This is a genomic window from Legionella pneumophila subsp. pneumophila str. Philadelphia 1, from assembly GCF_000008485.1.
In the GTDB taxonomy this organism is placed as follows: domain Bacteria; phylum Pseudomonadota; class Gammaproteobacteria; order Legionellales; family Legionellaceae; genus Legionella; species Legionella pneumophila.
The window spans coordinates 627267-642297 of sequence record NC_002942.5; the positions used below are offsets into that span (position 1 = coordinate 627267).

Here is a 15031-nt window from a genome sequence, read left to right on the forward strand (position 1 = left end):
AAAAAACAACTATCTTTTTTTCATTATTCTGATAACAAGTAAAAAGAAAATCGCTAATCCAGTTAGAAAAATTCCACCATTCCTATATAAATGGCCTGGCCTTGTCAGAGCATCCATGCCGACGTATCCAAAATAGGTATAAATAATTTCTGCAGGAATTAGAAAAATAAAAGTAGTTAGCAAATAAAGACGAAATGATATGCCAGTTACTCCTAAGCCATAGTTGACCAGGTTAAAAGGGACTATTGGAAACAATCGCAAGAAAGCCACAAAAACCCAACCTTTCTCATCTACCCCGGCAATCAATTTGTTTAGTTTTTCACCCTTTTTGGTTGAGAACCAATCGTAAACCAGGTGTCTTGTTATCAGAAATGCCAACGCAGCGCCGCTAGTGGCGCCCAATAAATTAAGCAAGGTACCAAATACAGGCCCAAACACAGCTCCTCCAGCCAGAGTTAATACCATTGTGGGTAAAAGCAATAAAGTCGCGAGGCAGTAGGTGATCAAGAAAAGAACAGGGGCAAGCCAACCCAGATCGTCTATATAATCAATGATCTCTAACGAATGATTATGAAAGACCACTGCGAAAATAATTAAAACTAATATGGCTAAAATGAAACAGAATGTCTTAATGGTTTTTTGTGTTAAAGTAAAGATGCCCCTCACTTTATTACAGGAATTAAGGACTCGCAAGCCTTCTCTCAATATTCCGGGTAAATTATCATAAAAACAGATGTTGCTTTCGCTTAAATTTTTTAAATGAAATCAACATGATTCATAAACCTATCTATTCAAATCGTTTTGAATCTTGCAGAATAAAAGTCAATATAGAGATAACTGATGCGACATGATGACAAAAACAAATGAGGAAAATTTGACCTGGAAGGGAAAACAAAAACAGCGGGCTAGGGCATGGATAAAAATTTTTCTGGAGAAATGGTTTCGCATAGAGGTTAAAGGACAATATCAGGCGAACAGTCATTCTGTCATTATTGCCAACAGGGCTTCTATAATTGATGTGTTACTCCTTTCTGTATTTTTACCCGAACGATTAACTTTAGCTTTACATCCTGATATGTTTAAAAAAATATGGGTAAAAACGTTATTATTTTTCGCTGATGTCATAGTAGTTGATCCAGGCAGCGCTCAGGCAACAAGAATTTTAATAAGAGCAATACGGGCTGGCAAGCGTTGTCTTCTATTTCCACAAGGGTTATTAAGACAGCAGGAAGACAGCTTAAAGGTCTTTGAAGGACCTGGATTGATACTCCAAAGGGTTGGCGCCGAGGTAATCCCTGTTCGTATTGAAGGGGCGGAGCACAGTATTTTTTCTAATAGCAAAAATAAACATCGAATACGGATTTTTCCGAAAATTACTCTTCATATATTACCTGCTCAAAAATTGAGTCAAGCTGAAAATACAGGTGTCGACAGAGAAGGTATCAGTTTACGTTTATTTCAACTAATAAGCGATTTATCATTCGCCAATAGTTTTAAGCCATATGTTTTATTTTCTGCTTTAATTGAAGGAGTAAGTATAGGAACTAAAAACAAAACTAAAATAGAAGACAATAATCGTATTCCATTAACTTACAGACAGTTCTTGGCTCGTTGTTTTATTCTGGGGCGCCAAATTAAAAAGCAAACGGCTGTAGGCGAAACTGTTGGAGTAATGATGCCGACTACTATAGCTGGCATGGTCACTTTTTTTGCTTTACAAGCTTATAGACGAATACCTGCCATGTTAAATTTTAGCATGGGTTTTTATAACTTATATTCAGCTTGTAATACAGCAAGAATTAAATCAATTTATACCGCAAGACAATTCATAGAAACCGCCAAATTAGAACCCTTGGTAGAAGAGTTCCAACAGGCGGGTATAAGAATTCATTATTTAGAAGATTTTAAATCAACCATTCATTTAGGTAACAAGCTTTCCGGGATATTCAAAGGCTTCTTTCCTACTCTAAGCTACCGTTTTCTTGGTGACAAAATATCCTCTGATACAACAGGCATAATCCTGTTTACCTCTGGTTCTGAGGGAAAACCCAAAGGGGTTGCTCTTAGTCATGCCAATATATTGGCTAATTGTTGGCAAATGACTTCCAGAGTCGACTTTACTCCACGAGATGTTTTATTTAATTCCTTACCTATATTCCATTGTTTTGGCCTTACAGCAGGAAGTGTGCTTCCTTTGGTTAATGGTTTGAATTGTTTTTTCTACCCTTCCCCTCTTCATTATAAGGTAATTCCTGGATTGATTTATCAAACAAGGGCTACTATTTTGTTTGGCACAGATACTTTTTTAACAGGTTATGCAAGGGCCGCGGGCAAACATGATTTCAACAGCGTCCGCTATATCTTCGCTGGCGCCGAGAAAGTGAAACCGGAAACCATTAGATACTGGAGCGAAGCGTTTGGGGCAAGAATTTATGAAGGCTATGGTGCTACTGAGGCATCGCCAGTCATATCGCTTAATTGTCCTTTGGCATCAGTACCGGGTAGTGTCGGAATGATTTTACCTTTTATGGATTTCAAAGTAGAACCAGTAGAGGGAATTGTACAAGGCGGGCGTTTAAAATTATGCGGACCCAATATCATGTTAGGTTATCTTGATGAGGATAAACCTGGAGTAATTATAGAACCTGAAGATGGTTGGCATGATACGGGAGATATCGTCACCGTGAATGCGGATGGATTCATTACTATAGCAGGTCGCGCCAAACGTTTTGCCAAGATTGCTGGTGAAATGGTATCTCTTACAGCGGTGGAAGGAATTGCAGCCTCAATTTGGCCTGAATTATTACATGCCGCTGTTGTGCAAAAATCTCCAAGAAAGGGGGAGCAAATTTTCTTATTTACTGAAGCAGAGTATGCAGATAAAGTATCATTTATAAAAAAGGTTAAGGAGAGAGGGCAATCAGAATTGCTGGTTCCTCATATGATTTATCCGGCATGCCAAATTCCTGTCCTGCCTTCAGGAAAAATTGATTATATAACGCTTGAAAAGCAATTTTTAGAACAGAAAGAAACCATGGAAACAGTATAAATGAAATTAATATGGATAGTATTAGCCCTTATTTTAGCCCTTGTTGTCATTCTTTATTTATTTCCTCAAATCAATTTTCGAGAAATGCCGAAAGGGTTAGTTGAGGGGCAATTGCCAGATGATAAGCCAAACTGGGTAAGTAGCCTGGTTAATGAATCGGATTCTCACTATATTGCTCCTTTGAAGGTTGAGAGTATGCCTCAATTGGTAGCATGCATTGAACGCAAGATCCCGGAATTGAAAATCCAGAAACAGGAGGCATCCTTTCTGGTGGGGTATAGACAAAGCCCCTTTTTCCATTTTGTTGATTGGCTATGCATCCATGCGGATGGGAATGTTATTTCAAGTGCCACCATGGGGTATTCTGATTTTGGCAAGAACAGAGAGCTGGTGGAGAAAATCAGATCCCTGTGTTTATGATTTATCTTAATCAATCCATGTCATTGCACCTTGTCCTGGCTATTGCTGTGTACTTCAACCAGGACATCAGCAGGGAATAAATCGAATTATCTTTTATAGATTTCAGCCACGGTTTTGGATAAACGCTTAGCAGAATAATTCAGCCAACGAGATTGGGCGATGTATTGTATCCCCTCATTCAAACTAAAGCTTCCGGTCGCGATTCTTGCTTTTATACTGTCAACCCCAAAAACAATTTCACAATCAGCGGAAGTATTCGCACAAGCTGCTTCTAAGATATCAGAGTTAATATGAATCGAATTATCAGGGGGAATAGCACAACTGGAAGTCAATTCACAGGAATAGGATCCTATTGTCACATATCCCAGATCATCGGACGTATTAACAACCGTCAGATCTTGAGCAGCAAAGGCATTCAGGCTGCCTAGCAAGAATAAACTTGCCAAAAGTATCCTGTTTTTTTTTCTCACAATACAACTCCTTTTATGTTTTAATGTATGGTTATTGAGTTCAAAATATTATTTTTTTAGTACATAACTCCCTGGAGCATCCATTATCGGTGCGAATGGCAAGTGATTGATATCAGGGGAATTGATGAGTCTTCCGGAATGCAATTTAAGCCAATTTAACCATTCTGGCCACCATGAACCGGAGTGTTCCTTGGATTTTTCAAACCATTGCTCAGCAGATAAATCCATGCTGTTATTGGTTCTATAACCATATTTTTGCTGGGTTGGCGGATTAATAATTCCTGCAATATGTCCAGATCCACCTAAAACAAAACGTTTTGGCCCCTTCATTAATTCAAATCCTTTATATGTTGTTTTCCAGGGAGCGATATGATCTTTTTGAGTAGACAGAAAGAAAGTGGGTATGTCGATATTTGTTACGTCAATAGGGATATGATTAAGGCGAATTTTTCCAGGTTTTATCAAGTTATTATGCAAATACATCCAACGTAAATATTGAGAATGCATGGTTGCAGGCATATTAGTTGAATCAGCATTCCAATAGAGTATGTCAAAAGGAACAGGGCTTTTACCGCGCAGGTAATTTTTGATGAAAAATGACCATATTAGGTCATTTGCCCTTAAGGAATTAAAGCTGGACGCCATAAATTTGCCAGCCAGATAACCTTTGGATTTCATTTCTTCTTCAAGTTTATTAATCTGCTGCTCATCAATAAAAACAGCGATGTCCCCAGGATCACTGAAATCAATCATTGCCGCTAAAAAGGTTGCACTGCGAATGGAATGATCCTTAGTTGCCTTATTGTAGGCTAAAAGAGAAGCCAGAAGTGTCCCGCCTATACAGAATCCCAGCGTATTGACTTGTTTAACACGCAATTGTTTTTGAATTACTGCAATGGCTTCTCTGGGGCCTTCATTTAAATAATCATAGAAGCTTTTATTGGCATACGTTTCGTCAGGGTTGACCCAGGAGATAATAAAAACAGTAATCCCTTGTTCGACCAACCAGCGTATTAATGAATTATGCGGGCTTAAGTCTAAAATGTAGTATTTATTAATCCAGGGAGGAACGATAAGTAAAGGTATGGATTTTACTTTTGTTGTTCTGGGGCAATATTGGATTAACTCCATCATGGAATTGCGAAATATGACTTTACCAGGCGTTGTAGCCAGATTCTCACCGATTTTAAATGCTTCCGTATCAGTCATTTTAATGATTAATCTGGAAGATCCTGCTTCAACATCGGATAGCAAATTGTGTAATCCACGTAATAGGTTTTTACCATGACTTTGTAATGTTTCTGCCATGAGCTGAGGATTCGTGTGAATAAAATTAGCTGGGGATAAAGCATCAAGATATTGTCGGGTGAAAAAACGTACTCTTTTTGCCAGATTCTCGTCACCATATTCCATATTTTCCAGCAATGAATTCATATGCTCATTTGCCAAAAGATAATGTTGGCTTAGCAAGTTAAAAAAAGGATTGTTTATCCAATCTTCCCCATTAAAACGCTGATCGTTAATAGGCAGTGGTTTTCCTTCAAGCCAATAATTAAATTGTGCTTGAGCCAGACTTAAGGCATCTTCTAGGTAATTCAACTGCATTTGCCATACTTTTTCAGGATTTTTTAGAATGACGGCAATCAAATTTTGGAAATGCTCCGTGAGATCGATGTATTGACTGACCAGCGATGAAATCGGGATGGGTTTTTCTTTGAAATCGGTCATAATCTGCAGGCTTTTTTTAGCTACAGCCTGCATCAGTTCGCTTAGTTCAGTGTCGTGAGTCATCCTGGCTCCTGAAAGCAAATAATCGAATAGCTTATTCTTATGGGTTTGGTTGTGTTTATCAAGAGTATTCTATATTAAATCCAGAGCACATTATAGACAGATGGAATATTGGCAAGCCCATTCCCTTGATGACTAACCTATTGTAAAAAATATTAAAATGCATGAAATCGCCAAGGTAGAACAGAAGATTTTATTTGCTTATTTCCTTATCAATAAGGTAAAATCTCTCTTTTATCGAATACAGAACCAAATTAGTACTATATTTATAATAAGGTAATAGAATTTTGCTTTGGATGATTGTGCCAGAAAAACTCACATAGAGGATCAGGTGATATTGGATCAGTAAGCAATTGTCTAATCCTTGTTCTTAATAAGATATTCTTTTCCTCTATCTGAAAATAAGACTTATTTGGTACTAGATTATTCGAGTAGGGGGTGTTATGCTGCGCGTCAGTAAATTGGCCGATTATGGAACAGTTGTAATGGTTTATCTAGCCAAGCATTCGCAGGAATTATGCAATGCTCGAGATATTGCCTTACATACGCATTTAACAGTACCTACTGTTAGTAAAATACTAAAACGCCTGACTAGCGCGGGTTTGTTAACTTCGGTACGAGGTGTATCCGGAGGATATAGACTGCAAAGACCAGCAGCTGAAATTTCGGTGTCTCAAATCATATTTGCTTTGGAAGAGCACAGGGGTTTCACAGAATGCAGTATGCAACCCAATGATTGTTTTTTACAGGGAGTATGTACCATTCAAGGAAATTGGCGATTAATAAGCCATGCGATCGAAACTGCTCTTGATAGTGTCAGTTTGGAGGCATTGGCAAAACCAACTCTTCCAACAAGGGATGTTGAGCGAGTTCGGCAATTAGCAAGTGGAGTAAATCGTGGCTAAAAGCAGTGAGCAACTAAATTCTCTGCTCGATAGAGAATATCAACATGGTTTTATAACCGACATAGAAGTTGAAACTTTTCCTCCCGGATTGGATGAGGATGTCATTCGTCGTTTGTCTGCAATAAAAGGCGAACCTGAATTTTTGCTTGAGTGGCGGTTGAAAGCATTTCGGCACTGGCTCACTATGCCTCACCCCGAATGGTCGAGTGTGCACTATCTTCCAATTGATTATCAGTCCATTTCCTATTATTCCGCGCCTAAAAGTAAAAAAGACGCTCCCAAAAGTCTGGATGAAGTTGATCCGGAGTTGTTAAAAACCTATGAGAAATTAGGTATTCCTTTACGCGAACAGGAAATGCTGGCAGGTGTTGCCGTTGATGCGGTGTTTGACAGTGTTTCAGTTGCGACTACTTTTAAAGCGAAATTAGCTGAAAAAGGAGTAATTTTTTGCCCATTATCGGAAGCGGTACATCAATATCCGGACTTGGTTAAGAAATATCTGGGGTCAGTTGTTCCTTACAGGGATAATTTTTATGCTGCTTTGAACTCTGCTGTGTTTAGTGATGGATCATTTGTTTATGTCCCTAACGGTGTCCGATGTCCCATGGAGCTATCGACCTATTTCAGGATCAATGCTGCTTCTACCGGGCAATTTGAGAGAACACTTATTGTTGCTGATGTTGACAGCTATGTGTCCTACCTGGAAGGGTGTACTGCCCCAATGAGAGATGAAAATCAGTTGCATGCCGCAGTCGTTGAATTGATTGCGTTAGATGGGGCTCAAATAAAATATTCAACGGTACAAAACTGGTATCCTGGTGATAAAGAAGGTAAAGGAGGGATATACAATTTTGTGACCAAACGGGGAGCTTGTCGGGGTAAGAAATCGAAAATTTCCTGGACACAAATTGAAACAGGTTCAGCCATTACGTGGAAATACCCCAGTGTGATTTTGCAAGGTGATGATTCTGTTGGCGAGTTTTATTCTGTTGCCTTAACCAATAATTTTCAGCAAGCTGACACAGGTACGAAAATGATTCATTTAGGGAAAAATACCCGATCAACAATTATTTCGAAAGGGATCAGTGCCGGGCATGCGCATAATGCTTATCGAGGATTGGTACGCATCGCACCAACAGCCACGAACGCGCGTAATTATACCCAATGCGACTCCATGTTAATGGGTAGTCAATGTTCAGCACATACTTTTCCTTATATAGAAGTCAAAAATCCAACGGCACAAGTAGAGCATGAGGCCACTACTTCAAAAATTAGTGAAGAGCAATTGTTTTATTGCCAGCAACGCGGTATCGATACAGAAGATGCAGTTTCTATGATCGTGAATGGATTTTGTAAGCAAGTTTTAAAAGAATTACCTATGGAATTTGCGGTGGAAGCCACTAAATTACTAGGTATAAGCTTAGAAGGGGCAGTCGGCTAATATGTTAAACATTAAAGAACTCAATGTTGCTGTCAATGGACAGTCTATTTTAAAAGGTATTAATCTTGAGGTTAAACCAGGAGAGGTTCATGCGATTATGGGACCTAATGGTTCAGGAAAAAGTACTCTCTCCAAGGTATTGGCTGGGCATCCTTCTTATGAAGTAACTCGTGGTGATATATCCTATTTGGGACAAGATTTATTGCCTATGTCCCCGGAAGAGAGAGCGCGGGCCGGTATTTTTATGTCTTTTCAATATCCGGTAGAAATTCCTGGTGTAACCAATATCAATTTTCTTAAAGCCTCAGTGAATGCGGTTCGCAAAGGACAAGGAAAAAACACCCTTGATGCCATAGAGTTTTTAAGTTTTATTCGGGAAAAATGTCAGCTGCTGGATATGGATGAAAGCTTTTTATACCGAAGTATTAATGAGGGATTTTCAGGTGGGGAAAAGAAACGTAATGAAATATTGCAAATGGCCGCTTTGGAGCCCAAGCTAGCTATTCTTGATGAAACCGACTCCGGCCTGGATATCGATGCATTACGAATTATTTCTCAAGGAGTTAATGCGATGCGCTCTCCCGAGCGTTCTATTATTTTAGTTACCCATTATCAGCGCTTACTGGATTATATTGAGCCTGATTTTATTCATGTCTTGGCAAATGGTCGTATTATTACGTCAGGGGATAAATCTTTGGCGCTGGAACTGGAGAAGAAGGGTTATAGCTGGCTTGAAGAAGTGGAGCAGTTATGAGTGATATTTTGGATTATTATCAACAGCAAGCCCAATTAGGCGTATCGCAAATACCCTGGCTTGCGCAGTTGCAGTCTAAAGCATTAACTGATTTGAAGCGCCGTGGTTTTCCCACCCGATATGATGAGGAATGGAAGTACACTCTCGTTGACTCACTATTACAGCAACATTTTGTACCACCTGATCCTACAGTAAAGCCTGCTCTTAAAACCGCCTTTGACGATTCACCAGTCAAAAATCTGTTTTTAATACAGAATGGATTTATTTCCCAAGAGCAAGAATGGATTAAGAATCTGCCTCAAGGCGTGTTAATTCTGCCTTTATCTCTTGCGTTAATACATTATGCTGATTTGGTTAAGCCTCACCTTGGAAAAATTATGGAGCAGGAGCATGGGTTTCATTATTTAAATACAGCCATGCTTCAATGCGGAGTCTTTATTTATATTCCTGAGGGAATTTGTTTGGAAGAACCCATTGTTTTAAAGCATATCCAAGATCAAACGAACCAGGCTATGTATTTAAGACATCTGATCCTTATGGAAAAGGAATCTCAGGCTACTCTGATTGAAGAATATCATGGCGAAGAAAACATTTGCTATTTCACTAACAGTATTACTGAAGTGTTTCTTGGAGCAGGCGCAAAACTTAATCATTATAAAATTCAAAAAGAAAGTAAATCAGCTTACCATTTAGGTCATTTATCGGTTAGGCAATCTGCCGCCAGTCAATTTTCCAGCCACTCTTTAAGTTTGGGTGGGAAGTTAGTACGCAGTGATATTAGCGTGTCCATGCAGGAAGAACAGGCTCAATGCCTTATGAATGGAATTTATGCGCCGGGGGATGGGCAACACATAGATCATCATACTGTGGTTCATCATTTGGTGCCTAACTGTCGAAGCGATCAAGATTACAAAGGGATTTTAAAGGGACATTCCAGAGCTGTATTTAATGGCAAGGTTATTGTAGCCAAGAATGCGCAACATACTGATGCCAAGCAGCAAAATAAAAATTTACTTCTCTCCGCAAATGCTGAAATTGATACAAAACCGCAATTAGAGATTTTCGCTGATGACGTTTTATGTTCACATGGTGCTACGGTTGGGCAACTGGATGAAGAGGCAATCTTTTACCTGGCAACACGCGGTATTAGCAGGGATGAAGCTTCTCATTATTTGATCCAGGCGTTTGCCAATGATAATTTGCGCCTTATTCCAAATCGTGATTTGGCTGATTGGATGGGTAATTTATTAACTCAACAGTTGGGGTACGCAAATGAGTACTAATCCTTCCCTAATGACATCCTTTGATGTCAATAAAATCAGGAAAGATTTTCCTGTATTGCATCAGAAAATCAATGAGTATGATTTGGTGTATTTTGATAACGCGGCTACTACTCAAAAACCCAAGGCTGTGATTGATGCTATTGCTCAATTTTATGAAAAGGATAATTCAAACGTACATCGTGGAGTTCATGCCTTGAGTGTCAGGGCTACGGAAATGTATGAGGCAGCCAGAGCAAAGGTAAAACGATTTATTAATGCCAGGTCACCGAGAGAATGTATTTTTGTACGTGGTACCACTGAAGCCATTAATTTAGTGGCTCAGAGTCTCGTAGCCCCTCGCATATTACCTGATGAAGAAATTTTGATAACGCATATGGAACATCATTCCAATATAGTTCCCTGGCAAATGGTCTGCAAGAAAATGGGTTGCAAGCTGCAAGTTGCCCCTATTTCTTTAAATGGCGAGGTAATACTTGAAGAGTTTGAAAGAAAGTTAAATGAAAACACTAAAATGGTTGCGATTAATTACGCCTCCAATTCTTTAGGAACCATTAATCCTGTTAAAACAATGATTAAGATGGCCCATGAAGTAGGGGCTAAAGTGTTACTGGATGGGGCACAGGCAACGGCTCACCTGATTGTGGACGTTCAGGATTTGGATTGCGATTTCTATGCTTTTTCCGGACATAAAATGTATGGTCCCACTGGAATAGGTGTTTTATGGGGAAAAGAAGAATTATTAAATAGCATGACTCCTTATCAAGGCGGGGGCGAAATGATCAACTCCGTGAGTTTTGAAGCAACGGAATATGCGGCTATCCCCCATAAATTTGAAGCAGGCACCCCGAATATTGCAGGGGCGATTGGTTTGGCTGCTGCAATTGATTATATTTGGTCATTGGATTTGGATGCGATAGCTGAATATGAAACACAATTGTTAAACTATGCTACCAAGGCTATTGAAGCAGTAAAAGGGTACAATATTATTGGAACGGCTGCCAACAAAGTACCCATTATCTCTTTTGTCCACGGAAAAATTCATGCCCATGACATTGGAACTATTCTGGATAGTGAAGGTATAGCGATACGCAGCGGACATCACTGCACTATGCCTTTGATGGATTTCTACGATGTTGCTGCGACCTCTCGTATTTCCATGTCCTTTTATAATACGTTTAAAGAAATTGATTATTGTATGGAAGCCTTACAACGAGTTAAAGAGGTATTCGCATGAGTATGGAGTTGCGGGAACTTTACCAGGAAATCATCATCGATCACAATCGTAATCCTCGTAACCACCATGCGATGGAGGATGCGACCACCGAGGCGAAGGGGTTTAACCCTTTATGCGGAGATAAACTGACTGTTTACCTCAAGTTGCAGGGTGATTTGATTCGTGATGTCAGTTTTATTGGATGTGGCTGTGCTATCTCACAAGCTTCTGCATCGTTAATGACCGATGCGTTAAAGGGTAAATCAATTAAAGAAGCTCATGAACTATTTCATCGTGTTCATCGAATGCTAACACAAGAGGAAGAAGATTCTTTGGTTTCCATGGATAAATTAACAGTTCTAGCCGGAGTTAAAGCATTCCCTGCGCGTGTAAAATGCGCCACTTTGGCGTGGCATACTTTGGAAGCGGCTTTAAACAAAGAAACAGAAGTGGTGAAAACAGAATAATGTTATGGCAATAGTGGCAGAGCTCGTGAAAGAGTTTGTCTGTATATTGCAAAATAGACCAGAGGCAGCTCATGTTTGGTTTTAAGAAAAAACAGAGTAACGAATCAATAAAGGAAGGCGTTATTACCGCGTTGAGGGGAGTTTTTGATCCCGAAATTCCGGTCAATATTTATGATCTGGGCTTGATTTATGACATTGCCGTTAATGACGAAGGCCATGTTCATATTCAGATGACGCTAACGACCCCGGGGTGCCCTGTGGCGCAAACCTTTCCCGGTACGGTGGAGCAGGCAGTCAATCAGGTTGAAGGAGTCAGTGATTGCACTGTTGAGTTGGTGTGGGAGCCGCCCTGGTCTCAAGACCGCATGACAGAGGCTGCCCGCCTGGAGTTGGGAATATTTTATTGATCATGTCTGATAACTCCTGGTTGCCCTCAGCTTCAATTCAATTATTACGTGCGCGAGCCGAGCTAATAGGTAAAATCCGCCAATTTTTTACTGAACGCCAATATCTGGAAGTGGAAACCCCTGTGATGGCGCGGCATGGGGTTACAGATGTTTACCTGAGCAATATCAAAGCGATTTTCAGAGGTGAAACATGCTATTTACAAACTTCCCCGGAATATCATATGAAACGGCTGTTAGCTGCTGGCAGCGGGCCTATTTTTCAATTAGCGCGAGTTTTTCGTGATGACGAACTGGGGCGCTGGCATAATCCTGAATTTACTTTACTTGAATGGTATCAATTACATATTGATCATCATGTTTTGATGGATGAAGTGGATTTATTATTACAAATTATTCTTAAATCCCGGCCTATGATCAGAAAAACCTATCAACAGGCTTTTGAAGAGGCTTGCGGCATTGACCCTTTTTCTACATCCATAGAACAATTCAACAAGGTATTAGCACAGCATGATTTGGATGGTGTCTTATCTCCTAACGAACAAGACAGGGATCAATATCTGTTTTTATTAATGAGCCATGTCGTGGAGCCTTTTTTGGCAGAAGAATCAACCCCCGTTGCTGTGTATCACTTCCCTGCCTCCCAGGCTGCCTTGGCACAAGTAAAAGAGGGCTTGGCTGAGCGCTTTGAAGTGTACTATCAGGGAGTTGAATTGGCTAATGGTTTTCATGAGTTGACTGATGTCGAGGCGCAAAAAAAGCGTTTTATGCTGGATCAGCAACATAGAAAGCAAAAGGGATTGACGGCAATGGAAGCCGATGCATATCTTTTGAAAGCCCTGGAATATGGGTTACCTCCTTGCAGCGGGGTTGCCCTGGGGGTTGATCGATTGTTGGCGCTCGCCTTAAAACAACCAAGCATAGAAAAAATTCTCTCATTTGATTTTTCAAGGTCTTAAGTCATAGAAAATTAAATATTAGCTCGTCATTAAGATATTTTTGCAGACATAATCACTAAATCCTGGTTATGTTTATACTGGATAAAAAAACGTGACTTCATGTTTGTTATAAAACAGATTGATTACTTTGGAATTAGGTATGGATTGAAATCGTTTGATTGTGTTTAAGTCAGTTTGCCCCTGTAGTTTGATGGTAAAAATCAACTGTTTTGCTTTTTTTGATGCTATCCATTTTTTGATGAGGGTGTAGGCTCTGTCAGGATAGCAGGCAACATCGGAAAGTACCCAGTCATAAGACTCTGTGAGTTGTTCGGGATCTAGGGCAAAGGCGCTTTGCTTTAAAAAACTGACTCTGGGAAGCGCCATGATTTTTGTATCCAGTTCTGCTTTGTCGACCGAAGTGACTTGGGTTCCGAGTGATTGCATCACATATGTCCAACCTCCCGGGGATGCGCCCAAATCTAAAACTGTTTCACCAGGGAGAGGGTATTTATTTAACAGGAACAAGGCTTCCCATAATTTTAAATAAGCCCGGTTTGGGGGATTGACTTTGTCTTCAATAAAATAACATTGTCCATCCGGCCATTTTTTTAGTCGTTTGGCGCTAAAGAGTAGAGTGTTTCTATCAAGAAGACTAAATACACCTATGGGTGGAATGTCACTTGTAACTGGAAAATGGGACATTAGTGATGGGCACTTGCGAAGTTGTTCCTCAATCAAGCGCGATCGGCGAATTTCAGTAACAGGGTGCAAATACCAGAATTTTCCGGCTTGCCTCAATATTTTTGCTGCTTCTGAAATGGATTGAAAGGTTACTATCTCAGGTTCAAGCCATACATCCAGTGCAAAACAAACATCAAGCTTCTGATGAGGAGAAAAAACGAGAGAGCCTATTTTATTGGATACCTCGCCTAACTCCTCAGAAAGTGCTTCTATAAACTCTGGTTTTGACACATAGGCAGTAGAGAAATGATAGGGCAGTTCCATGATAAATAACGCTCACAGGTTAATGGCGACAAAGTCAAATGCTGTAATTTAGGCGATTTTGTATTCTTTTTCTATATTTTTGTCTCGATTAGCGCTTGACCTGGCCTCCTGAATAACCCGCCTTGTTTATTTTACTGTCACGCTCCAAACGTTTCAGCAACGTTCATTCAATGTATATAAACTCATTGCCCCATAACATTCTCACCTTGCCCCAAAGCAAAACAATCAGCTTATGCGAGGGGTGCATTATCTACTATCATCCATCAGGGTTATTTCAATGCGTTCAATAGATTTGCCAGGATGCGAGCGTTTGAGACGAATAAAACCCACTTCAGAAGTGGAATGAACATGTGTTCCCCCACAAGGTACTTCAGCAAAACCGTCAATTTTCCAAAACCGACGTTGATTTGTCACATCATGGTATCCTTTATAGATAACAAGATCTTGTCTAATGATGGCATTATATTCATCAAGCAGCTGGCTAAAAATAGAAGAGATATTAAAATTCGCTTTAAAATCTATTCGAGCTTTGGATTCTGAGATGTGAGCTCCTACTTTTTCAAGCATACTGGTTCTGGTTACAAGTTCCAGAATCAGTTCTGCTGCAAAATGAAGACGCATCAGCCGGTGTCTTCGAGGCCAATCTATAGTCATGGTGATTACATCATTGGGCGCAAGATTATGGTCATCAGGCAGGGTATAATAAATAAGATTTCCATCTATTCGTGAACTGAGTACTTCAAGGCCATTGATAAATGCTCTATCGCTTTCCTGTCCTCCTGAAAATGAAAACGCGATGGTTTTTTCTAATAGAATCTCGTTGCCATTAATTGAGATTATCTTGGTATCGAGTGTATGCTGGTAGGGATTAGACCAAAAAATTTTTTCCAT

At 39.9% G+C, this 15031-nt stretch carries 15 protein-coding genes; 10 read left to right on the top strand and 5 right to left on the bottom strand.

Going from position 1 to position 15031, the window contains the following annotated elements; genetic code table 11:
- Positions 1 to 9 precede the first annotated feature (9 nt).
- Entirely contained in the window at positions 10 to 693 is a 684-nt protein-coding gene (locus tag LPG_RS02945; protein WP_015444780.1) for a TVP38/TMEM64 family protein, read from the bottom strand.
- A gap of 154 nt (positions 694 to 847) precedes the next feature.
- Here LPG_RS02945 and LPG_RS02950 point away from each other — a divergent pair, with 154 nt between their 5' ends.
- On the top strand, positions 848 to 3049 hold the full coding sequence (locus tag LPG_RS02950; RefSeq protein ID WP_010946334.1) for an AMP-binding protein: 2202 nt from the start codon (positions 848 to 850) through the stop codon (positions 3047 to 3049).
- Positions 3050 to 3469 carry a DUF1499 domain-containing protein gene (locus LPG_RS02955; protein ID WP_010946335.1) on the top strand — a complete coding sequence of 140 codons (420 nt, stop codon included), beginning with the start codon at positions 3050 to 3052 and terminating at the stop codon, positions 3467 to 3469.
- 86 nt (positions 3470 to 3555) lie between these two features.
- Here the strand turns inward: LPG_RS02955 and LPG_RS02960 are convergent, their stop codons facing one another.
- Complete coding sequence (locus LPG_RS02960; protein ID WP_014326639.1) at positions 3556 to 3939, bottom strand: hypothetical protein; 384 nt, start codon at positions 3937 to 3939, stop codon at positions 3556 to 3558.
- 48 nt (positions 3940 to 3987) lie between these two features.
- On the bottom strand, positions 3988 to 5730 hold the full coding sequence (locus LPG_RS02965; protein ID WP_015444777.1) for a PHA/PHB synthase family protein: 1743 nt from the start codon (positions 5728 to 5730) through the stop codon (positions 3988 to 3990).
- 440 nt (positions 5731 to 6170) lie between these two features.
- Here LPG_RS02965 and LPG_RS02970 point away from each other — a divergent pair, with 440 nt between their 5' ends.
- The 8 genes from LPG_RS02970 to epmA all read left to right on the top strand — a co-directional run bounded on the left by LPG_RS02970 (position 6171) and on the right by epmA (position 13153).
- Positions 6171 to 6632: an SUF system Fe-S cluster assembly regulator gene (locus LPG_RS02970; protein WP_010946337.1), complete on the top strand. Its 462-nt coding sequence runs from the start codon at positions 6171 to 6173 to the stop codon at positions 6630 to 6632.
- On the top strand, positions 6625 to 8073 hold the full coding sequence (sufB, locus tag LPG_RS02975) for a Fe-S cluster assembly protein SufB (RefSeq protein WP_010946338.1): 1449 nt from the start codon (positions 6625 to 6627) through the stop codon (positions 8071 to 8073). The genes LPG_RS02970 and sufB overlap by 8 nt, the downstream gene beginning before the upstream one ends.
- Before the next feature lies 1 nt (position 8074).
- On the top strand, positions 8075 to 8827 hold the full coding sequence (gene sufC, locus LPG_RS02980; RefSeq protein ID WP_010946339.1) for a Fe-S cluster assembly ATPase SufC: 753 nt from the start codon (positions 8075 to 8077) through the stop codon (positions 8825 to 8827).
- Positions 8824 to 10110, top strand: a complete 1287-nt coding sequence (gene sufD / locus LPG_RS02985) for a Fe-S cluster assembly protein SufD (RefSeq protein ID WP_010946340.1) — start codon at positions 8824 to 8826, stop codon at positions 10108 to 10110. Before sufC ends, sufD begins: the two co-directional genes overlap by 4 nt.
- Positions 10100 to 11344, top strand: coding sequence for an aminotransferase class V-fold PLP-dependent enzyme (locus LPG_RS02990; protein ID WP_010946341.1), 1245 nt, complete (start codon positions 10100 to 10102; stop codon positions 11342 to 11344). The genes sufD and LPG_RS02990 overlap by 11 nt, the downstream gene beginning before the upstream one ends.
- A complete protein-coding gene (sufU, locus tag LPG_RS02995) occupies positions 11341 to 11790 on the top strand; it encodes a Fe-S cluster assembly sulfur transfer protein SufU (protein ID WP_010946342.1) in 450 nt (149 codons plus the stop codon). Before LPG_RS02990 ends, sufU begins: the two co-directional genes overlap by 4 nt.
- Positions 11791 to 11861: 71 nt before the next feature.
- Complete coding sequence (locus LPG_RS03000) at positions 11862 to 12197, top strand: SUF system Fe-S cluster assembly protein (protein ID WP_011213210.1); 336 nt, start codon at positions 11862 to 11864, stop codon at positions 12195 to 12197.
- Between the two features lie 2 nt (positions 12198 to 12199).
- On the top strand, positions 12200 to 13153 hold the full coding sequence (gene epmA / locus LPG_RS03005) for an elongation factor P--(R)-beta-lysine ligase (protein ID WP_010946344.1): 954 nt from the start codon (positions 12200 to 12202) through the stop codon (positions 13151 to 13153).
- A gap of 72 nt (positions 13154 to 13225) precedes the next feature.
- Here epmA and LPG_RS03010 read toward each other — a convergent pair whose 3' ends face one another.
- Together LPG_RS03010 and LPG_RS03015 are read right to left on the bottom strand one after the other, a co-directional pair.
- Positions 13226 to 14140, bottom strand: a complete 915-nt coding sequence (locus LPG_RS03010; RefSeq protein ID WP_010946345.1) for an SAM-dependent methyltransferase — start codon at positions 14138 to 14140, stop codon at positions 13226 to 13228.
- 246 nt (positions 14141 to 14386) lie between these two features.
- Positions 14387 to 15031 carry an alanyl-tRNA editing protein gene (locus LPG_RS03015; RefSeq protein ID WP_011213211.1) on the bottom strand — a complete coding sequence of 215 codons (645 nt, stop codon included), beginning with the start codon at positions 15029 to 15031 and terminating at the stop codon, positions 14387 to 14389.